Annotated in this window: 24 protein-coding genes and 1 riboswitch; of the genes, 2 read left to right on the top strand and 22 right to left on the bottom strand. The window is 42.3% G+C overall.

All coding sequences use genetic code 11. The features are described from left to right. Positions 1–51 precede the first annotated feature (51 nt). The 7 genes from yunB to CSV72_RS12720 form a co-directional block, all read right to left on the bottom strand. On the bottom strand, positions 52–819 hold the full coding sequence (yunB, locus tag CSV72_RS12745) for a sporulation protein YunB (RefSeq protein WP_099634515.1): 768 nt from the start codon (positions 817–819) through the stop codon (positions 52–54). Between the two features lie 47 nt (positions 820–866). Next, the gene (locus tag CSV72_RS12740; RefSeq protein ID WP_199170102.1) at positions 867–2246 is read right to left on the bottom strand and encodes a bifunctional metallophosphatase/5'-nucleotidase; all 1380 of its coding nucleotides are present in this window, start codon (positions 2244–2246) and stop codon (positions 867–869) included. A 5-nt stretch (positions 2247–2251) separates the two neighbouring features. Beyond that, on the bottom strand, positions 2252–3076 hold the full coding sequence (locus CSV72_RS12735) for a sulfite exporter TauE/SafE family protein (protein ID WP_099678658.1): 825 nt from the start codon (positions 3074–3076) through the stop codon (positions 2252–2254). Further along, a complete protein-coding gene (locus CSV72_RS12730) occupies positions 3076–3936 on the bottom strand; it encodes a DUF72 domain-containing protein (RefSeq protein WP_099678657.1) in 861 nt (286 codons plus the stop codon). Before CSV72_RS12730 ends, CSV72_RS12735 begins: the two co-directional genes overlap by 1 nt. A 175-nt stretch (positions 3937–4111) precedes the next feature. Then, positions 4112–4465: a rhodanese-like domain-containing protein gene (locus tag CSV72_RS12725; protein WP_199170101.1), complete on the bottom strand. Its 354-nt coding sequence runs from the start codon at positions 4463–4465 to the stop codon at positions 4112–4114. 15 nt (positions 4466–4480) lie between these two features. Then, positions 4481–4633: a hypothetical protein gene (locus tag CSV72_RS16785; protein ID WP_158232217.1), complete on the bottom strand. Its 153-nt coding sequence runs from the start codon at positions 4631–4633 to the stop codon at positions 4481–4483. Further along, entirely contained in the window at positions 4630–4866 is a 237-nt protein-coding gene (locus CSV72_RS12720; protein ID WP_099678655.1) for a glutaredoxin family protein, read from the bottom strand. Before CSV72_RS12720 ends, CSV72_RS16785 begins: the two co-directional genes overlap by 4 nt. 171 nt (positions 4867–5037) lie before the next feature. Here CSV72_RS12720 and CSV72_RS12715 point away from each other — a divergent pair, with 171 nt between their 5' ends. Next, positions 5038–5370 carry a hypothetical protein gene (locus tag CSV72_RS12715; RefSeq protein ID WP_158232216.1) on the top strand — a complete coding sequence of 111 codons (333 nt, stop codon included), beginning with the start codon at positions 5038–5040 and terminating at the stop codon, positions 5368–5370. A gap of 76 nt (positions 5371–5446) precedes the next feature. Here the strand turns inward: CSV72_RS12715 and CSV72_RS12710 are convergent, their stop codons facing one another. Together CSV72_RS12710 and CSV72_RS12705 are read right to left on the bottom strand one after the other, a co-directional pair. Further along, positions 5447–6424 carry an NAD(P)H-dependent flavin oxidoreductase gene (locus CSV72_RS12710; protein WP_099678653.1) on the bottom strand — a complete coding sequence of 326 codons (978 nt, stop codon included), beginning with the start codon at positions 6422–6424 and terminating at the stop codon, positions 5447–5449. Positions 6425–6591: 167 nt separating this feature from the next. Then, entirely contained in the window at positions 6592–7065 is a 474-nt protein-coding gene (locus CSV72_RS12705) for a MarR family winged helix-turn-helix transcriptional regulator (RefSeq protein ID WP_099678652.1), read from the bottom strand. A 193-nt stretch (positions 7066–7258) separates the two neighbouring features. Between CSV72_RS12705 and CSV72_RS12700 the strand changes: the two genes are divergently transcribed. Continuing rightward, the gene (locus CSV72_RS12700; RefSeq protein ID WP_199170105.1) at positions 7259–7669 is read left to right on the top strand and encodes a hotdog fold thioesterase; all 411 of its coding nucleotides are present in this window, start codon (positions 7259–7261) and stop codon (positions 7667–7669) included. Positions 7670–7738: 69 nt separating this feature from the next. Here CSV72_RS12700 and sufB read toward each other — a convergent pair whose 3' ends face one another. From sufB to CSV72_RS12635, 13 genes are all read right to left on the bottom strand, one after another. After that, positions 7739–9136, bottom strand: coding sequence for a Fe-S cluster assembly protein SufB (gene sufB / locus CSV72_RS12695; RefSeq protein WP_099678651.1), 1398 nt, complete (start codon positions 9134–9136; stop codon positions 7739–7741). Between the two features lie 42 nt (positions 9137–9178). After that, positions 9179–9616 carry a Fe-S cluster assembly sulfur transfer protein SufU gene (gene sufU / locus CSV72_RS12690; protein ID WP_099678650.1) on the bottom strand — a complete coding sequence of 146 codons (438 nt, stop codon included), beginning with the start codon at positions 9614–9616 and terminating at the stop codon, positions 9179–9181. Beyond that, entirely contained in the window at positions 9606–10835 is a 1230-nt protein-coding gene (locus tag CSV72_RS12685) for a cysteine desulfurase (protein ID WP_099678649.1), read from the bottom strand. The genes sufU and CSV72_RS12685 overlap by 11 nt, the downstream gene beginning before the upstream one ends. Then, positions 10835–12142, bottom strand: coding sequence for a Fe-S cluster assembly protein SufD (sufD, locus tag CSV72_RS12680; protein ID WP_099678648.1), 1308 nt, complete (start codon positions 12140–12142; stop codon positions 10835–10837). The genes CSV72_RS12685 and sufD overlap by 1 nt, the downstream gene beginning before the upstream one ends. A gap of 18 nt (positions 12143–12160) precedes the next feature. Continuing rightward, positions 12161–12940 (bottom strand): Fe-S cluster assembly ATPase SufC, encoded by a 780-nt coding sequence (sufC, locus tag CSV72_RS12675; protein ID WP_099678647.1) that lies wholly within the window; start codon positions 12938–12940, stop codon positions 12161–12163. A 265-nt stretch (positions 12941–13205) separates the two neighbouring features. Then, positions 13206–14387 (bottom strand): dicarboxylate/amino acid:cation symporter, encoded by a 1182-nt coding sequence (locus CSV72_RS12670; protein ID WP_099678646.1) that lies wholly within the window; start codon positions 14385–14387, stop codon positions 13206–13208. 410 nt (positions 14388–14797) lie between these two features. Next, positions 14798–15655, bottom strand: coding sequence for a MetQ/NlpA family ABC transporter substrate-binding protein (locus CSV72_RS12665; protein ID WP_099678645.1), 858 nt, complete (start codon positions 15653–15655; stop codon positions 14798–14800). A 64-nt stretch (positions 15656–15719) separates the two neighbouring features. After that, a complete protein-coding gene (locus CSV72_RS12660) occupies positions 15720–16388 on the bottom strand; it encodes a methionine ABC transporter permease (RefSeq protein WP_099678644.1) in 669 nt (222 codons plus the stop codon). After that, positions 16381–17406 carry a methionine ABC transporter ATP-binding protein gene (locus CSV72_RS12655; RefSeq protein WP_099678643.1) on the bottom strand — a complete coding sequence of 342 codons (1026 nt, stop codon included), beginning with the start codon at positions 17404–17406 and terminating at the stop codon, positions 16381–16383. The genes CSV72_RS12660 and CSV72_RS12655 overlap by 8 nt, the downstream gene beginning before the upstream one ends. A 378-nt stretch (positions 17407–17784) precedes the next feature. Beyond that, positions 17785–17890: riboswitch (SAM riboswitch) on the bottom strand. Between the two features lie 49 nt (positions 17891–17939). Next, entirely contained in the window at positions 17940–18239 is a 300-nt protein-coding gene (locus CSV72_RS12650; protein WP_099634532.1) for a thioredoxin family protein, read from the bottom strand. After that, positions 18232–18585 carry a toprim domain-containing protein gene (locus tag CSV72_RS12645; protein WP_099634533.1) on the bottom strand — a complete coding sequence of 118 codons (354 nt, stop codon included), beginning with the start codon at positions 18583–18585 and terminating at the stop codon, positions 18232–18234. Before CSV72_RS12645 ends, CSV72_RS12650 begins: the two co-directional genes overlap by 8 nt. 62 nt (positions 18586–18647) lie before the next feature. Further along, the gene (gene gcvH / locus CSV72_RS12640) at positions 18648–19028 is read right to left on the bottom strand and encodes a glycine cleavage system protein GcvH (protein ID WP_029054457.1); all 381 of its coding nucleotides are present in this window, start codon (positions 19026–19028) and stop codon (positions 18648–18650) included. A 76-nt stretch (positions 19029–19104) separates the two neighbouring features. Continuing rightward, a complete protein-coding gene (locus CSV72_RS12635; RefSeq protein WP_099678642.1) occupies positions 19105–19464 on the bottom strand; it encodes an arsenate reductase family protein in 360 nt (119 codons plus the stop codon). Positions 19465–19765 lie beyond the last annotated feature (301 nt).

Here is a 19765-nt window from a genome sequence, read left to right as displayed (position 1 = left end):
TATTCTTCTGTACCTAGTGTAGCAATAATCGACATTGTTCACAATAGCCTTTTACTCCGTCTTCTCAAGTGGGACTTCAATTTGCGCTGGTGTTTGTTCTCCTTTCGAATAAATTTGAGGTACCTTTCCTCTTATCAAGCCAATCGCAATCGGTATTTTCTGCTCTACTACACTCCTACTTGTTGCTAGCGGTACAATAATCTGCACATTGACTTGTAACATTAGATACACTTCCACATACGCATTATTGATACCAAATTCACGAATATCGGTTTCTACTGTTGCATGTACATCTCCAACGACGTGGAAGCGGATAGGGATTTTTGGCCCCAAGTTACCGAGCAACGGAATATTCGCTGCTTGCCCAATTGGAACAAAAAACACAATACCTTGTTCTTTTTCCATGCGATCTGGATTATACTCGAGATCTCCGAGTGGCGGTAACATATCCAAATCTCCGCCTTCTGCACGCTCTAGATGATTTTCTACAAGTTGATGAATTTCCGACATAACCTGGCTAATGATTTCTGCGTTAAACTTAGTCGTCACCGTATCTGTTGTATCGTCGGGGACGTTTTCGATAATTTCATTGACATCGTAAACACTGGTGGTGCGATTATTAATGGCTTGACTGATGACGTGACTTGCTATTTTTTGCGTTTGTACTTCAGCATATTGTGTGTAAATTGGCGTTAGCTGTTTGTTGACCGTATAGAAAAACATCGCCACTCCCACCAAAATGCCCGGGATGACAAAGCGCAGTATGATTTTGCCATAGTTATGTTTCTTTGGCCGTTTTTGATTCGTATAAAACCGCATAAATACGCCTCCTACTTCACATTATGCGAAATAGGAGGCGTACATAACTAGCGTTCATTGAAATATTTTTTTCCATACCAACCGAGAATATCGCGAAGCATTTCCGGCATGATGTATTCTTTCTTAGCCTCTTTTAGTAATGGATAGAAAAAGCCAAACGTGAACATATCAAGTGTTGCCAACGTATACATCTCACCTGGCACGACCAAACGGTTTCCTGCAAATAATTGCCCGTTCGTGTTTCGGTATAAGTGCTCATGTATCATGCTACCCATCAGCGTACCACGAAAACCTAGACCTTTTATTGGAAGTTCCGTCCACTTTGGATCAAGTGACTGCTCGTAGATCGTCAGCAGATCAGTACCATCCAAATGGATAAGACATGGGTTGATAGGATGCGGCAATAAAGAGTGTAAATCCCCTCTTGTTACCCAACCTTTATCTAAACTACCGAGGAATATCCCTGCGTTAAACAACGCACAGTCAGCATCCAGATACGTCAGTAATGCACGGCCAAACAGCGAGGATAATGGACTTTCTCCTGAAAGGCGCTGCGATAACGGAGAAGGATTATAAAACACTGGTACTTCAAGAGTCTCTTCCCCTTTGGCAAATAAGCCATTCACTTGTTCAATATCCTCTTCTGACATTTCCATCATCTGTGTTGGAAAAACTTCTGCTTTCATATGAACGACTTGACCCGTCATGCGGTCTACATCGACTTGGACATGACCGACATAATGACCGAATTTTTCAGCTGCCGCAAGTAGCGTATCGTCAACCCACTCACCATTCGGTAATAAATGATGCGTGTGTGCGCCTAAAATGACATCGATCTCCGGACATTGCGTAGCCAATAGACGATCTTCATTGATTCCTAAATGGGAAAGACACACGATGACATCGCATTCTGGACGCAAGCTGCGTGCCATTTCCTGCAACGCTGCATGCGGTTCAGCTACACTCCAGCCAAGTTGTTCATAAAAGGCGTAGTATGGAGCTGTAGCACCTATGACACCGATGCGCACACCTTCTGTAGTCTCAAATATTTTAGACTTCTTCGCCCAGCAAGGCACCTTACCGTCCAGTTCAGTCAAGTTGCACAGCACTACATCAAAGTGCGCATCTTCATATAATGTATTCAGCGCACCCTTAGACATAGTAATACCTTCATTATTGCCAATCGTCACGGCATCGTATCCTGCTTTATTTAATAATTCGATATTTCCTTTACCTTCTGTTCCTTCGGTAAACGGATGAGATCTGTCAATATGGTCTCCAATATCAAATAGAAAACAAAACTCCCCATTGGCTTCAGCTTGTTGCTTGCGCTCTTTAAGAAAATGCTGGATTTGTGGCCAGTTTTCGAAATGACTATGGACGTCATTCGTATGATAAATGTGAATCGTCGCTACCGTTTCCTTCATATAGGTCAACCCCAAATCCCCTCATAAATGGAACGTAATCCAAAGATGAGTAAAATGATGCGTATGACTAAAACTAATGTTTCTGACTTCATTTTGCTATTTAAATAGGCTCCTAGCATTCCACCGAAATAGGCTCCTGGCACAACAGGAATCGTATAAAGCCATGGTACATGACCGAGTGAAATATGCGAAATCGAGTTGACGATAGCTGATAAGAATACCATTAGCATCGATGTCGCGACCGCCACATGTGGTGGGAACAAGAATAGTAAAATCATGGCTGGAACGATCATCGTACCGCCACCGATTCCGAATAACCCTGACGTAAATCCAATGAACAACGCCAATAGAATGGCAAACCAAATGGGATATCCATAGATATGCGTTTTACCTTGAGGATCAGTAAACTTGATCTTTTTTCCGTTATCTACAAACCACCTAATCGGCTTCAAATATTTCCTCGTTAGTAACAGTGTAGATAAAACAATGAGCAATATACCAAAATATAAATTAAATGATTGCAAACTTACATTTTTATTGACCAACGCACCGAGTACGATACCTGGTATACTCGCAGCAAAAAATAGAAAAGCACTGCGATAATCAATTGTCTTTACCTTCATATAGGATAGTGTCGAGCCAAGTCCATTCGCAATCATCATGATGACCGACAGGCCAACCACACTTTGCGGTGTAATATCAGGAATCATTCCAAGATTTAATCCGACAAACAATGTGACCGGAACCAAGATCGTTCCGCCACCAAGACCGGCAATTGAACCGATAATACCCGATGCCAAACCAATTAAGGCGAGTGCTACAAACTCCATTAGTGATCCCCCTCAAACAAGTCCATTTGCTTGGTGAGAGGCTGCCCGTATTCTATGTTGAGTAACCCTGCAAATTGTTTGGCATTCTTCGCCGCATGCTGACCAGAGTTATTATTAAAAATGACAAATACTTCTTCAGTCTGCTTCTCAAGATGTTTAACGATTTCACTCATACTCTCTAATTCTTTATCATTATAATCATAAAGATAGCGGACTTTACGCCAAGCTTTACTATCCCCCATCGTATTGACCCAACCTTTATCATTGCGTCCGTGGAGTCGTAACAGCACTTTCTCGTCGGTCGCAACCGGAACAAGAGGGACACTTCCATCCCCTACCTGCGGCTCATCACAGACCACATGGATAACGTTCAAGTCTTTCAGAAAATTGAGTGTTTTTTCTCGATATGCTGGAGAGTACCACGTTTGATTGCGGAACTCTACTGCTATCGGTAACGGCTGTAATTGTTCATGCACATAACGAATGCGATCCACGTTTTCTTTCTTGCAGTCAAACCAAGGTGGAAACTGAACAAGTACCATCGCAAGCTTTCCTGCCTCAACAAACGACGTTAGCGACAGCTTAAACAGCGAGAACATCTCCTCTTCAGAATCATAGGGAATCTTCCCACGCTGATGACCTGTAATGGCCTGATACGCTTTCACGACGAATTGGAAATTAGCGGGCGTCTCCTCTGTCCACTTATCCATTACTTTCTTCGATTGAATCGCATAAAACGTCGAATCTAACTCGACGATTGGAAAGTGTTTACTATAATCTATAAGTTTTTTATTCGCCACTGTATGCTCATTATATAGGCTAGGATGGTCTCCCCACCCTGTCAGGCCAACATGTATCATGGAAAGCCCTCCTCTTTTTATCTTTAGCTTAGTGTATCATATCTTATGTATTATCGGAAAAATCGTACTTACTGACTTGGCTTTCCCCTCATCTGGATTTTGCTAAATCAACTCGATTTCATTACCAAGTAAAAAAGCGTCTCGAGATAGGATCCCCGAAACGCTTTTTCTATGATTAACCTTGCCACGCGCTCATTCCACCGCGTACATTCGTCACATTCACGAACCCTGCCTTCTTCAGCTGTGTTGCCGCATTTGAACTGCGCATGCCGCTTTGACAGATGACAATGACTTCTTGATCTTTCTTCAATGTTCCCATTTTATTCGAAAGCACATTTAATGGGATATTCTTAAATTGCTTAATATGGCGCCCTTTATATTCAGCAGGTGAACGTACATCGATCAACTGGACGTTTTGATCTTTTAGTCTATCTTTTAATTGTTCAGTTGAAATTGTTTGCACACCTTTTGCAGGCTTCATTCGCCAAACTACTAAGCCGACGACAAGTGCTATGATGATCCATCCCATAATTGGTGCCTCCTATTAGTGAGTCCATTCTATGATGACGAGGATCACACCCATCACCATAAATGCTATATTGCCAATACAAAAGCGCGGAAATAACTTCTTTTCCATATTCTCAGCTGATTGAATTGTACAGCCCCGCTTGAACACAATCTGTTTGAATTTATTCATGCATCCAATGCAGCGTGAATACTTGCTGGATCAAAGCCAATAATCCATTTCCCATTCAACTTCGTTTGTGGAACGCCCATTTGTCCCGTTAACTCCATCAAACGCTCTCCCTCTGCCGGATTCGTAGAAACGTTAATCGTCTCGTAAGGTACATGGATTTCGTCTAGATAATTCGTCATCATCGTACAATACGGACAAGTAGATGATACATATACAGTTGCTTTTTCAGACATGTGAAAAGCTCCCTTCCATTCGTTTATATATGTATTATATACCCCTCTAGGTATATAATCAATGAATTGGTTTAGCGTTAGGATGGCACTTATCGCTCATGACGTACATGCTAATATAAAGAGTGAATGGATGAAAATGTGCGCCGTTCTATTACAACAAATTTAAGCGAAATGAAGAGCATTAAAAATGACGTCTCTATGATTAAGTCAGATGTTAGCACACTCAAGTCAAATGTCGGGACACTTAAGTCGAATGTCGATGTCCTCAATACAGAAATGTTAGAAGCAAAAAAGGCACAACAATTGACTGATAAGCGCTTGTCCTCTATTGATAGTAAACAGGATATTATCTACAAGCAAACTGGATCTTTATCTGAACCACAAATGAAAACCCCCTCCTTACTTGAACAAGTCCGATTAGATGTAGAATTCACCTATCAAAAGACCGCGATGAATGATTTATACATCAACCGTATTGAAACGCATTTCATTCACAAACACTAGATAGCAAATAAAAAACAAGCGTGTCTGGATGGACATACTTGTTTTTTATCGTAATACGATTCATTTTTTCTCCATATTACCTGCTCGCTGTGTTCACTCTATCTCCAACTAGCTTATCCTTTGCCTCGTTGTATTGCTGCGCTAATTGTGCAACATAATCTTTTGTCGGTTGTACTTTATCGACCACACCAATTCCTTGTCCACAGCCCCAAATATCTTTCCAAGCTTTTTGACCCGCATCTCCACCAAAATTCATTTTACTTGGATCACTTTCCGGCAAGTTCTCTGGATCTAAGCCCGATGCACGGATCGATGCAGCCAAATAATTCCCATGTATTCCGGTGAAATAATTACTGTACACAATGTCATCCGAAGTTGCATCCACAATGGCCTGTTTATATTCTTCAACTGCTCTTGCTTCTTCAGTGGCGATGAATGGAGACCCGATATACGCAAAGTCTGCCCCCATTGCTTCAGCAGCTAATACGCTACCGCCAGTTGCTATAGAACCTCCAAGTGCTAGTGGACCATCAAACCATTCACGGATTTCTTGAACGAGTGCGAACGGACTTTTTGGACCCGCGTGCCCGCCTGCTCCTGCTGCTACGGCGATTAATCCATCCGCCCCTTTTTCAATAGCTTTCTTGGCAAACATATTATTAATAACATCATGCAAAACAATCCCGCCGTAACTATGCGCAGCCTCGTAGACATCTTCTCTTGCACCTAGAGATGTAATAATGATAGGAACTTTATACTTCACACACAGCTCCATATCTTCTTGTAATCTTTCATTGGACCGATGAACGATTTGGTTGATAGCAAAAGGTGCAGCTGGTTTAGTAGGATTTTTTGCATTATAGTCCGCTAATTCTTCCGTAATCTCAATCAACCACTTTTCGAATTGCGCAACCGGTCTCGCATTTAATGAAGGCATAGAACCGATCACTCCTGCTTTACACTGCTCAATCACCGTCTTAGGATTACTAATAATAAACATTGGGGAAGCAATCACCGGAAGACTCATACTTTTTTTTAGTTCTACTAGATTCATCAATAACACTCTCCTTTTAGCGTAAGCGCTTTCAAATTGTATTCAGTGTTTGTCAAGAACATCCACTCTCCGCTCTTCATGACTACCAAATCTTTGATACATGTATATACATGTATTTTACTTGATTTTTTTGAGTTGTCAATCAATTTATGAATGAATATTCATTTTTATGTGGATGAACTTTTGAATTTGTCTATCACATTTTGTAACGTGCCCAACTTCTCCAGTAAATCCATATACTCTGCTTTACCTATAGAACCTTCAATTTCTTCCTGTACTCGTATCCAAATAGGCGTAGCGTCATTTAATTTTTCGTACCCTAATTCCGTTATCATGACTACTTTTGTTCGCGAGTCTTGCTCTGCCCTTTTGATTTGTACATATCCTGAATCGTTTAAAATATTCAAGTTACGTGTTACGGTCGTTTGATCCAACAACATAATCTCGCCCAATTTACTAATCGAAATATGGGGTGAAGTATAAATATTTCCAAGCATATAATACTGGGTGATTTTCAATCCCGTAGGTTTCAACAGATGATTGTACAGTTGCGTAAGTGAACCCGATACTGTACGCAGATTAGCACTGGCGCATACGTCAATAATATAAGCTGCTTGCTCCTGATCCAAATCTTTTTTCATGAGATGCACCCCTTCCTTAAAAATGAATATAGCCATGTTTCAGCTATCCTTGACAATTTATCCTATTCTAGATTAGTCTACATGTAGCATATTAACTTTTGCGTTGGATTCTCGATAGACTGAGTAGTATGCTCCAAATGTATGTATATACATGTATTGGTAGTATATCATGGAAATGGGGGTAAAGAGGATGATGAAAGAACTTAATTTATTGGACAGTATTGATTTGGAACAGACGCTGATTGGTGCATTGGGAATTACCTTTAAAGAACTAGATCCCGACAAAGTCGTCTGTGAAATGCCAGTTGGACCGAAAACTGTTCAGCCTATGGGATTACTACATGGTGGCGCTTCAGTAGCACTCGCTGAAACAGCTGCTAGTATTGCTGCTGCCTTAAACGTAAATCCCGAAACGCATTATCCCGTTGGCCTCGAAATTAATGCGAATCATATACGAGGTAAAAAGGATGGTGTAGTGACTGCTACTGCCATCCCTTTTCACAAAGGGCGTACATCGATGGTATGGGATATTCAAATTACGGATGAAGAAGAAAAATTAATTAGTGTTTCTAGATGCACGATTGCAATTGTTGAGAAGAGATAAGATAGACCATAAAAAATGTCTACAAAAAAACCTGCCGCATCATGTAGATGCGTGCAGGTTTTTGTTGTTTTATCCGATGGAACCTTCCATCTCGAACTTGATCAAACGGTTCATCTCTACCGCATATTCCATCGGTAGTTCTTTTGTGAATGGCTCGATGAAGCCCATAACGATCATTTCTGTTGCTTCCAATTCAGGAATACCACGGCTCATCAAATAGAAGAGCTGTTCTTCAGAAACTTTTGATACTTTTGCTTCGTGTTCCAATGAAATATTGTTGTTCAAAATTTCATTGTATGGAATCGTATCTGAAGTAGATAGCTTATCCATGATCAACGTATCACACTCAATGTTGGCACGAGCTCCGTCCGCATTACGTCCGAAGTGGACAATTCCGCGATACGTTACTTTTCCGCCGTGTTGAGAGATTGATTTTGAAACAATAGTAGAAGACGTGTTAGGTGCCAAGTGCATCATTTTCGCGCCGGCATCCTGGTGCTGTCCTTTACCTGCTAATGCGATGGATAGAGTCAGACCACGTGAGCCTTCACCTTTTAGGATGACTGCTGGGTACTTCATCGTCAATTTAGAACCAATGTTACCATCAATCCATTCCATTGTCGCATTCTCTTCACATACCGCACGCTTCGTTACCAAGTTGTAGACGTTGTTCGCCCAGTTTTGGATTGTCGTGTAACGGCAATATGCATCTTTTTTGATTATGATTTCAACAACCGCACTGTGTAGTGAGTTCGTTGTATAAACAGGCGCTGTACAACCTTCTACGTAGTGAACGCTTGCGCCTTCGTCTACGATGATCATTGTACGCTCGAACTGTCCCATGTTTTCCGAGTTAATACGGAAATAGGCTTGTAGCGGTGTTTCTACTTTTACGCCAGGTGGTACATAGATAAATGATCCACCAGACCATACAGCAGAGTTTAACGCTGAGAATTTATTATCTGAGTTAGGAATTACCGTACCCCAATACTTTTTGAACAACTCTTCGTTTTCACGAAGTGCAGAATCTGTGTCTTTAAAGACAATTCCTAGATCCGTTAGTTCTTCTTTCATATTGTGGTAAACCACTTCAGATTCATACTGTGCAGATACACCTGCCAAGTATTTTTGTTCTGCTTCAGGAATACCTAGTTTATCAAACGTACGCTTGATTTCTTCAGGTACTTCATCCCAAGAAGTTTCTGCACCTTCAGATGGTTTTACGTAGTACGTGATTTCATCAAACTTCAATGAATTCAAGTCTCCGCCCCATTGTGGCATTGGCTTACTGTAAAAGATCTCAAGAGATTTCAGACGGTAATCCAACATCCATTGTGGTTCATTTTTCATTCCAGAAATTTCTTCTACGATTTCGCGTGTCAGTCCACGTTCTGAACGGAACACCGAAACGTCCTTATCACTGAAACCATATTTGTAATCGCCGATTTCCGGCATCTGTTTTGCCATTACTATTCCTCCGTCCCATAATTGCTCGTACTATGGCCAAGGTCACTGCGACTCGCCAGAGACTCCCTTTTCCATCGCCTTCCAGCTCAATGTTGCACATTTTATGCGGGCAGGGAATTGCGCGACACCCGATAGTGCTTCTAAGTCGTCAAGATCAATCGACTCATCAATATCTTTGCCTAGCATCATATCTGAAAAAGTATGAGCTAATTGCAATGCGCGCTCTGTTGTTTCACCTTTAATCATCTGTGTCATCATGGAAGCAGATGCCATTGAAATGGAACATCCTTCGCCTTCAAACTTAACTTCCTTGACGATGTCGTCTTCTACGTTCATTGTTAAACGGATGACGTCACCACAAGTTGGGTTGTTCATGTCGATTGTAACATTACCATTCTCCAAAACGCCTTTGTTTTTCGGGTGTTTATAGTGCTCCATGATTACAGAACGATAAAGCTGATCTAATTTATTAGTAGACATCGTTAAAATACTCCTTTGTTGTGCGAAGTCCTTCCACGAGGCGATCTACGTCATCAGTGGTGTTGTAAAGATAGAAGCTAGCACGTGCTGTCGAAGAAACTTGTAACCATTTCATCAACGGTTGTGCACAATGGTGACCTGCACGAACAGCTATACCATTCATATCGAGTACAGTAGCAACATCGTGAGGATGGACGTCATCCAAATTGAATGTGACCAATCCTGCGCGCTTTTCTGGATCTCTTGGACCGTAAATGGTCAAACCGTCGATTTCAGACATTTTATCCATAGCATAACCAGCTAGTTCGTGTTCATGCTTTTCGATAGCATCCAAACCGATTTCTTCCAGGAAGTCGATGGCTGCACCGAGTCCGATAGCTCCTGCAATAATAGGTGTGCCGCCTTCAAATTTCCAAGGCAACTCTTTCCAAGTGGATTCGTATAATCCGACAAAATCAATCATTTCGCCGCCGAATTCGATAGGTTCCATATTATTGAGCAAATCCTTCTTACCGTAGAGGACACCGATACCGGTAGGTCCACACATTTTGTGTCCGGAAAATGCAAGGAAGTCGCAATCTAGATTCTGTACATCTATTTTTAAATGTGGAGCTGCTTGTGCAGCATCCACACACATCACTGCGCCATGCTGATGGGCAATTTTTGTGATTTCTTCAATCGGATTCATGGTACCGAGAACGTTGGAAACATACATGATTGAAACGATTTTCGTTTTGTCTGTAATGGTTTCCCGTACTTTATCAAGTGATAATGTACCGTCTTCTTCTAGATCAATATATTTTAACACGGCGCCAGTTTCTTTAGCGAGCTGTTGCCACGGAATAATATTGGAATGGTGCTCCATATGTGTAATGACGATCTCGTCACCTTCCGAGACATTGGCACGGCCATAGCTTTGCGCAACGGTGTTAATTGCTGTTGTTGTACCACGCATGAAGATTACTTCTTGCGTGGATTTAGCATTAATAAATTTACGGACTTTCTCACGAGCACCTTCATAACCATCTGTCGCACGATTTCCAAGTGTATGCACACCACGGTGAACATTGGAGTTATTAAAGCGATAGTAGCGATCTAGTGTCTCAATTACTTGAACAGGCTTTTGTGAAGTTGCAGCGCTATCCAAGTAAACAAGAGGATGCCCATTGATTTCTTGGTTTAATATAGGGAAATGATTGCGGATGTCTTTGCTGAGCATTAGCGCACTTTCCTTTCAATAACCTCCGTCAATTGTTTTCTAACTCCCGCGATTGGCAGTTTGCTAACAACCGGAGCTAAGAAACCATGAATGATGAGGCGTTCTGCTTCTTCTTGTGAAATACCACGGCTCATTAGATAGAACATTTGAAGTGGATCTACACGTCCTACTGAAGCTGCGTGACCTGCTGTTACATCATTTTCATCGATAAGCAAAATCGGGTTCGCGTCTCCGCGTCCTCTTTCACCTAACATAAGAATACGGGACTCTTGCACTGCGTTGGAACGAGTTGCACCTTTTGCGATACGTCCGATTCCGTTAAAGATAGCAGAGGAGTTTTCTTTCATTACACCATGCTTCAAGATGAAGCCGTCTGTATCAAGTCCCCAGTGTACGATTTCAGAAGTGAAGTTTTGTTTCTGGCTACCGCGTCCGACGACTACGGATTTCATATCACTAGATGAACCGTCACCAACTAAATGCGTGATGTTTTCAGAAATCGTATTGCTGTCGTTCATCAGTCCAAGCGCCCACTCAATGCGTGCGTGAGGTCCAGTAACGCCACGACGGTTGACATAAGTTGTCATACCTTCTGCTAATACGTCGACTGCACCGTAGACAATTTTCGCATTCCCCATAGCAAATACTTCAGATACAATGTTCGCTTGAGTTGCCGCATGCTCTATAGTAGAAAGATAGCTTTCTACATATGTTACTTGGCTGTTTTCCTCTGCGACAATTACTACGTGGTTAAATAATGAAGCTTCTTCATTATCATGAATGAAGAGTACTTGCAGTGGATCTTCGATTACTACGTTTTTAGGTACGTAGACAAATACTCCACCGTTGATCAATGCTGCGTGAAGAGCCGTTAACTTATGCTCATCCACTTTCACACCGTCAGTCATCAAGTATTTCTGTAACAACTCACTGTGTTCACGTGATGCCGTGAAGATATCCGTCAAAATAACGCCTTGTGACTTCAAGTCCTCAGACAACGAAAGGTATGCAGGTGTGTTATTGTGCTGCACGTAAATGTTTTGTTGTTGTTCGTCATCAATCAATGCTTTCGCTTCTGTTGGCAATTCTTCCAAACCTGCGAAGATTGAGCTTTCAACTGTATGTGAAGGGAATTCCGTGAAATTCCACTTTGTAATCTTAGTTTTATCTGGTCTTGGCATTTCGAGTACTTCAGCTTTAGCTAGAGCATTCGAACGAAAATCTGCCATCCAAGCAGCTTCCTCCACTTTTGCGGAATAAGAGCGGACGTCTTGTTCGGTCAATGCCAATGTTGTTTCAACCGTCATTTTGAGTCGTCCCCTTTCTTATGCTTCTTGTCCAACAGTTTCGTCTTCGATACCTAGTTCTTCTTTGATCCAGTCATATCCTTCAACTTCAAGTTTCTTGGCCAATTCAGAACCACCAGTTTTAACGATTTTACCTTGCATAATAATATGCACTTTATCCGGCGTGATATAGTCTAACAAACGCTGGTAGTGAGTGATGATCAAGCAACCAAAACCTTCACCGCGCATTTGGTTGATTCCGTTAGAAACAATTTTCAATGCGTCGATATCTAGACCTGAGTCAATTTCGTCAAGTACTGCAAACTTTGGTTTCAACATCATAAGTTGGAGAATTTCGTTACGCTTTTTCTCTCCACCAGAGAAACCTTCGTTTAAATAACGTGTTGCCATATCTTCTTGCATTTCAAGAACTTCCATCTTGCTATCCATTTCACGAATAAATTTCATCAAAGAAATTTCATCGCCTTCTTCACGACGTGCGTTCACTCCAGAACGGAGGAAGTCTGCGTTCGTTACGCCAGTGATTTCGCTTGGATATTGCATTGCTAGGAATAGACCTGCTCTTGCGCGCTCGTCTACTTCCATTGCTAATACGTCTTCTCCATCAAGTGTAATTGATCCAGAAGTTACTTCATATTTCGGGTGACCCATGATTGCTGATGCAAGCGTAGATTTCCCCGTACCATTGGGACCCATGATTGCATGGATCTCATTTGTATTTATTGTTAAGGTAACACCCTTTAAGATTTCTTTGTCCTCGATTTGGACATGAAGATCTTTAATTTCCAAAATTGCCATTCCAATACCTCCAGTATGATCGCGTTGAATGGTTTATCCATTCTCTATTTAGTATCATTCTAATCTTAACTCATATTCGAGTTGGTTGCAAATCTTTAAGAATCATTACACATATTGATTAATTTCGTCGTCACTACGCAGATGAGTATATTTTTCATGACTATCATTTTTCATTTGACAACTAGTGAATGAGAATCAATTAAACCTTAGTACATAAGAATTAGACGGCAAAAAAGCCGGTTAAGTAACCGACTTCTCTACTACTTTATACTTTTTTTGTGAATCGATCGACGATCATCGCAAGCGCACCGTCACCTGTTACGTTTGTTGCTGTTCCGAAACTATCCTGCGCCAAATACAGCGCGATCATCAGTGCAACCATGCTCTCATTGAAGCCTAGCATGCTCGTAAGAAGTCCAGTTGCCGCAACTACTGCGCCACCTGGTACGCCAGGTGCCGCGATCATTGCAACACCGAGCATGAAAATGAATTGCAGATAAGCTCCAAAACTAATGTCGATTCCATTCATCATCATGACTCCTATTGAACAAGAAACGATCGTAATCGTGCTACCCGACAAGTGGATCGTTGCGAATAACGGTACCGCGAAGTTCGTTACTCGTTCTGAAGCACCCGTCTTTTTCGCCTGACGAAGCGTAACTGGAATCGTGGCAGCAGAAGACTGCGTTCCGATAGCTGTCAAATACGCAGGTAGCATCGTTTTCATTAACACTAACGGATTACGTTTGTTCAATGAACCCGCCACTGTGTATTGCAATGTCAGCATGATCAAGTGAAGAATAATGATCATGATGAAAACAAATACAAAGACAGAAAGTACATTCGCCACTTCACCTGTATACGTCATATTCAGGAAGATCCCGAAAATATGAAATGGTAATAACGGTATGATCACGACAGAAATAACCTTATCGATAATTAAATTAAATTCATCGAAGAACGACATCATCGTCTTCCCTTTAATCGCTGCCATCCCTATTCCAAGTAGAAATGCCATTAGCAACGCGGTCATGATTCCCATAATCGGATCCATTTCCATTTTGAAGAACGCTACTCCCGCCTTACGTGCGCCTTCAGCAATGTCCGTCTTCGTCGTTGGATTAATGAAGTTCGGTAAAATATTTGTTGCTGCAAAATACGCAAGCAATCCCGCGATGACTGTTGATCCATACGCAAAAGCAGCAGACATTCCAAGCAATTTCCCTGAACCTGCCCCAAGTTTTGCAATACTTGGTGCGATAAACGCGATGATAATCAGCGGAACGACAAAGTTCAAGAATCCACCGAATAACATATTAAAGGTAGCTGCTAAACGAACGAACCAATGCGCAAACCCTTCATGGATCATTGGCAATAACAAGCCAAGCCCGATCGCTAGCCCAATGGCGATCAAAATACGCCAAATGAGCCCTAATTTAAACTTCACAATTCGTCCTCCTCAAATACACATATGTATTACTCAACAAAATTAACTTTATCACATGTCGAAAGAATAAAGAAGATTTTGTTTGGATTTTGTTGATATTTTTCTTGATGGATTTGAGGTGGAGTGGTTTCAATGTTGGGTAGGGCAAATTGTTTGCAGTATTGAGCTGTTCACGCGCTAGATTGAGCGGATAGCCTGGCACATTGATCGAATCACGCACCTGATAGAGCGGATAAACATTGCCATTGAGCGGTTTACGTTCTACATAGAGCGAATAACCCAACACATTGAGCGCTTCACGCACTTCATAGAGTAGTTAGCCCTAAACTTTGTGCAACTAATCCAAAACACCCACCACTCATACAAATAAAAAAAGCCGGCAGCTGCAATAGCTACCGGCCGTTACATTATTATTTTACTGGAACAACTGATCCAGACCATTCATTCAAAATGAAATCTTGAATTTGCTCTGAAGTTAATACTTCTACCAATGCTTTGATAGCATCGCTGTCTTCGTTACCGCTCTTCACAGCAATTACGTTAACATACGGCGACTCTTTATCTTCCAATACGATCGAATCTTCCATTGGATTCAAGCCTGCATCGATAGCGTAGTTGGAGTTGATCAACAGTGCATCGCCTTCATCATTATTATATAGCTGAGGCATTAATGCTGCTTCATAGTTCGCATCAAACTCCAAGTTCTTTGGATTTTCTACGATGTCGCCTACTTCAGCTTTCACTTTTTCTACGTCGTCAGCTAGCTTGATCAATCCTTTTTCTTCAAGCATTGCTAGTACGCGGCCGTGGTCAGCAACAGAGTTACTGATTAAGATCGTCGCACCGTCAGGAAGTTCTTCTAGTGAATCATATTTCTTAGAGTACACACCAATTGGCTCGATGTGGATTGCGCCTGCATTAACGAAGTCATAGCCGAAATCAGCCATTTGGCTCTCTAGATACGGAATGTGTTGGAAATAGTTCGCGTCAATTCTACCTTCTTCTAGATCTTTATTTGGCAATACATAGTCTGTATAACTTTCAATTGTTAAATCATAGCCTTTTGCAGCTAATAGTGGCTTAGCTTCTTCCAAGATTACTGCGTGCGGTGTGTTAGACGCACCGACTATTAGCGACGTTTTCTCGCCTTTTTCTGCATCATCTACATCTGGTGCTCCATTATCTTTACTACCCTCGTCTTTTGTTCCGCAAGCTGCCAGTGCAAGCACTAATACAGCTGCGAATAGACCGAATAAAAACTTCTTCATGTCCACATTTCTCCCTCTCCATTATGGAATGTTTTATGGTTAACAGGTTTCCCTGAAAATCCTATTATCGCTTGTCCAAACGTTTCACAATGAAATCACCAATAAACTGAATGATAAACACGATAACTAACACTAAAATCGTCGCCATCATCGTGACATCTCCACGGTTACGCTGGAACCCTTCGAGATACGCGAGCGTACCGAGTCCTCCAGCACCGATTACCCCTGCCATCGCTGTGTAGCCAACAAGCGCAATCGACGTCACCGTAATCCCTGACACGAGTGCAGGCATTGATTCTGGCAACAATACTTTGAAAATGATCGTAGACGTTTTGGCACCCATGGAACGTGCTGCTTCGATAACCCCTTTATCGATTTCCTGCAATGCAATTAATACCATGCGTCCGTAAAACGGAGCTGCACCAATAATTAACGCAGGCAATGCGGCATTCGGTCCACGCATACTTCCTATTAATAAATTAGTCAGAGGCAACAATAAAATGATCAAAATGATAAACGGAATCGATCGGAATATATTTACGAATGCTCCCGTAAAGACATTCGTGATTTTATTCGCCCATAACTGACCAGGAGTTGTTAAAAACAATAACAGACCGAGTCCAATACCAAAAACAAACGTGAAGACTGTTGAGTAAGCAGACATATAAAGCGTCTCGCCCGTTGCTTGCCACATTTTATCCCAGTTAACGTTCGGGAACCATTGCTCAATCATGGACCAGCACCTCCGTCTTCACTTCATTGGCATCAAGGAAAGCAATAGCTTCCTCAATAATTACCACGTCCCCTACTAGTTGCAAGACGAGTGTACCGTATGCGCCGTCACGTGTCGTCGAAATATTTCCTTGCACGATGTTGACGTCGATTGGGAATTTACGAATCAATTCAGCAAGTACCGGCTGCTCTGTACGTTCGCCAATGAAAGCTAGCTTGATCAACTTGCCGTGCGGTGACTCTTCCTGTAAATGCGCCATCGCTGCGTCCGTATCGCCGGTATCTGTTACCTGCGAGATGAAACGCTTCGTAATATCCGCTTGTGGGGATTGGAAAACATCCAGTACATTACCCGCCTCTACCACTTTACCCGCCTCCATGACCGCTACGCGATGACAGATTTTGCGGATGACGTGCATTTCATGCGTAATCAAAACGATCGTTAATCCAAGACGTTCATTAATTTCCGTCAATAAATCTAGTATTGCATTCGTCGTTTCAGGATCTAGTGCGGACGTTGCTTCATCACAAAGCAATACTTCCGGATCATTCGCAAGCGCTCGTGCAATGCCGACACGTTGCTTCTGACCACCTGATAATTGCGATGGATACGCCTGTTCACGGCCCGTCAGTCCAACGAGATCAATCAATTCCTTCACTTTTTGCTTTCGTGCCGATTTCTTCACGCCAGCAATTTCAAGAGGAAACATAATATTTTCTTCTACCGTTCTTGACCACAGTAAGTTAAAGTGCTGGAAGATCATACTGATCTTCTGACGTGCATCTCGAAGGCCAGAACCTTTTAATGTCGTCATTTCTTGTCCGTGAATCATAATACTGCCGGACGTAGGTGTTTCAAGACCATTCAATAGTCGAATTAATGTACTTTTTCCTGCTCCACTGTAACCGATGACGCCGAAAATTTCTCCCTCTTCGATGGCTAATGTCACGTCATCTACCGCGACAATTTCTGAACGGTTCAATTGGAATCTTTTATGAACGTTTGTTAGTTGAATCATTTTCCGCACCACCTTGATTAAGTCTTTTTGTTGTGTTTTCGGAAAGCTACACGACGCTTTCCGCTTTTGTTTCATCTAGCTTCAGATGCCAGCTCCTCGGGTCGTTTCGATCTTACATTCAAGGCAAAAAGCGCCTTGCTTGTAAGCTCTCCAACGCCTGTCGGAGCTAAACGGCATCTTCCGCTTTTGTTTCATCTAGCTGCAAGCGCCAGGCTCTCGGGTCGTTTCAGACTTTCCAAAAAGGCAAACTGCGCCTTAGTGGTAAGTCCTCCAACGCCTGTCGAGTCTACATGGTACTTTCCGCTTTTGTTAATAAAAAAAGCCTTCCTGCAGACAAGCAGAAAGGCCGAACGTATATAGTTATGTACGTTACCATTTCTCTCATCTATCAAAGCATTAGGCTTTGAGTGAATTGGCACCATTTCACATATGTGACGGTTGCCGGGCTTCATAGGGCACTTCCCTCCACCGCTCTTTATAAGAGTTACGTATTCAATTGATTAACTACTTATACCATACTTTGATTTCTTTTGTCAACTGAGCTTCTCTAGTAGATACGGGACGGATTGAAAGGCGTAAATTTTTTCTAATGGCTGTCCTTTGCGTTGAATGAGTAAACAAGGAACGCTTTCCACCTCATATTCTATTGCGATGTCTTGGACGTAATTTAAGTCCGCCTTTCCAATCGGTAGTTTCGGGCGCATCGCCTCGATCACCGTGAGCATTTTTGAAGCGACTGCACACGTTCCACACATCGGTGTATATAAATAAAAAGCGGCTACTTGCTCTGCCGCCTGTGCGCGTTGCCAGTCTTCAATTGTCCAATTATTCATGTGGTCCACCTGCCAAGTATTTGGAATGTACTTTAAAATTGGCGGCAGCTAAAATGCTAGCCAATAGTTTAATGGGAGTCGTTTCTACTTCGCGGTAGAGACGATCGGTATATAAATGTCTCGCTTCTGGATACAGTTGTTTGAACAGCTTACGAATGGACTCACCTGACGCGTCCGCATCCATAAAAACAAACAGGTCCTGCTGCTCATACGGTTCAAGCAGTTCCTCAATATGGTACGCGCTGATGGTGCCATTCGTACAAAGAATCTCTACAGGCTCAGCAAGGATCGGCACTAGCCGCTTACGATCCGAACCGCCTTCTACAATGAGAACTTTCGGGTCCATCCTGTTTCCTCCTAGCGTGTAAAAAAAGCACTGGGACGTTCCAGCGCTTTTCTTTTAGAATATTATTCAGCTGTCATTTCTTCGTACTGCTCAGCCGTCATTAATTCATCTAATTCAGCTTTGTTATCGATTTCGACTACTACCATCCATGCACCTTCGTATGGAGATTCGTTAACCAATTCCGGGCTGTCTTCAAGGTTTTCGTTCACTTCTACAACTTTACCAGTTAGTGGAGCATACAACTCAGAAACAGTTTTCACTGATTCAACACTTCCGAAAGGCTCGTCTGATTTCAATTGATCTCCAACTTGTGGAAGCTCAACGAATACGATATCCCCTAGTTCAGACTGTGCGAAATGTGTGATACCAATACGGTATTTACCGTCTTCTTCTTTTACCCATTCGTGCTCTTCTGAATAACGTAAATCTTTTGGTGTGCTCATGTCGTTACCTCCAAAAATATAATAGTTTATCTACCTTTAGTTTGCCATAGTTCCCGCATAAAGACAAGATTCTAGATCACTTCTTCCACGTTTCTGTGTAGGTTGTTTCATTAAATCCGACAGTTACTTTTTGGTTGTCAGAAACGATTGGGCGTTTGATGAGCATCCCATCTGAGGCGAGGAGCGCGATCTTTTCGTCGTCTGTCATGGTAGGTAGTTTGTCTTTCAAATTGAGCTCGCGATATTTCATGCCGCTTGTGTTGAAGAACTTTTTCATTTCGAGCCCGGAGTTCGCGATCATGCTACGAAGGTCGTCTTCGCTCGGTGGTTGTTCGGCGATGTTGTGTTCTTCGAATGAAATCCCCTCGTTCTCGAGCCATTTCTTCGCTTTGCGGCATGTGGTACATTTCGGATAGCCGTAGTATGTCATAGTCATAGTCGTAATCCTCCTTTTTTTCAGTATAGCAAATATAGGGGTATTGATACTAGTTTGGCGAGTGAACAATGAGAAGCTGGCAGAGTGTTGGGGTAGGAATTTGCGCTTCGGAGGGGACGCTTTCTGGAGGGCGGGCGGTGAACCACACCCCTTCGCTTCGCTCGCAGGGTGTTTCACCTGTCCCGCTGATCCTCCCAGAGCCATTCCTGTCTGGTCAGTGAGGCCCTATTGAAAAAGAAAAGTCCCCTTGTTATCATTCAGGGTGTCAAGGCATCGACGACTTGACCCGGAATCATAAACA

The organism is Sporosarcina sp. P20a (assembly GCF_002743175.1).
Lineage (GTDB): Bacteria > Bacillota > Bacilli > Bacillales_A > Planococcaceae > Sporosarcina.
Note: the sequence above shows the minus strand (reverse complement) of the source record. Positions and strands in the feature narration are given on the sequence as shown.

Bases quoted from the DNA above. Each gene is read 5' to 3' on its own strand.
- yunB (WP_099634515.1), bottom strand. From the start codon at position 819: ATGCGGTTTTATACGAATCAAAAACGGCCAAAGAAACATAACTATGGC.
- CSV72_RS12740 (WP_199170102.1), bottom strand. From the start codon at position 2,246: ATGAAGGAAACGGTAGCGACGATTCACATTTATCATACGAATGACGTC.
- CSV72_RS12735 (WP_099678658.1), bottom strand. From the start codon at position 3,076: ATGGAGTTTGTAGCACTCGCCTTAATTGGTTTGGCATCGGGTATTATC.
- CSV72_RS12730 (WP_099678657.1), bottom strand. From the start codon at position 3,936: ATGATACATGTTGGCCTGACAGGGTGGGGAGACCATCCTAGCCTATAT.
- CSV72_RS12725 (WP_199170101.1), bottom strand. From the start codon at position 4,465: ATGGGATGGATCATCATAGCACTTGTCGTCGGCTTAGTAGTTTGGCGA.
- CSV72_RS16785 (WP_158232217.1), bottom strand. From the start codon at position 4,633: ATGAATAAATTCAAACAGATTGTGTTCAAGCGGGGCTGTACAATTCAA.
- CSV72_RS12720 (WP_099678655.1), bottom strand. From the start codon at position 4,866: ATGTCTGAAAAAGCAACTGTATATGTATCATCTACTTGTCCGTATTGT.
- CSV72_RS12715 (WP_158232216.1), top strand. From the start codon at position 5,038: ATGAAGAGCATTAAAAATGACGTCTCTATGATTAAGTCAGATGTTAGC.
- CSV72_RS12710 (WP_099678653.1), bottom strand. From the start codon at position 6,424: ATGAATCTAGTAGAACTAAAAAAAAGTATGAGTCTTCCGGTGATTGCT.
- CSV72_RS12705 (WP_099678652.1), bottom strand. From the start codon at position 7,065: ATGAAAAAAGATTTGGATCAGGAGCAAGCAGCTTATATTATTGACGTA.
- CSV72_RS12700 (WP_199170105.1), top strand. From the start codon at position 7,259: ATGAAAGAACTTAATTTATTGGACAGTATTGATTTGGAACAGACGCTG.
- sufB (WP_099678651.1), bottom strand. From the start codon at position 9,136: ATGGCAAAACAGATGCCGGAAATCGGCGATTACAAATATGGTTTCAGT.
- sufU (WP_099678650.1), bottom strand. From the start codon at position 9,616: ATGTCTACTAATAAATTAGATCAGCTTTATCGTTCTGTAATCATGGAG.
- CSV72_RS12685 (WP_099678649.1), bottom strand. From the start codon at position 10,835: ATGCTCAGCAAAGACATCCGCAATCATTTCCCTATATTAAACCAAGAA.
- sufD (WP_099678648.1), bottom strand. From the start codon at position 12,142: ATGACGGTTGAAACAACATTGGCATTGACCGAACAAGACGTCCGCTCT.
- sufC (WP_099678647.1), bottom strand. From the start codon at position 12,940: ATGGCAATTTTGGAAATTAAAGATCTTCATGTCCAAATCGAGGACAAA.
- CSV72_RS12665 (WP_099678645.1), bottom strand. From the start codon at position 15,655: ATGAAGAAGTTTTTATTCGGTCTATTCGCAGCTGTATTAGTGCTTGCA.
- CSV72_RS12660 (WP_099678644.1), bottom strand. From the start codon at position 16,388: ATGATTGAGCAATGGTTCCCGAACGTTAACTGGGATAAAATGTGGCAA.
- CSV72_RS12655 (WP_099678643.1), bottom strand. From the start codon at position 17,406: ATGATTCAACTAACAAACGTTCATAAAAGATTCCAATTGAACCGTTCA.
- CSV72_RS12650 (WP_099634532.1), bottom strand. From the start codon at position 18,239: ATGAATAATTGGACAATTGAAGACTGGCAACGCGCACAGGCGGCAGAG.
- CSV72_RS12645 (WP_099634533.1), bottom strand. From the start codon at position 18,585: ATGGACCCGAAAGTTCTCATTGTAGAAGGCGGTTCGGATCGTAAGCGG.
- gcvH (WP_029054457.1), bottom strand. From the start codon at position 19,028: ATGAGCACACCAAAAGATTTACGTTATTCAGAAGAGCACGAATGGGTA.
- CSV72_RS12635 (WP_099678642.1), bottom strand. From the start codon at position 19,464: ATGACTATGACATACTACGGCTATCCGAAATGTACCACATGCCGCAAA.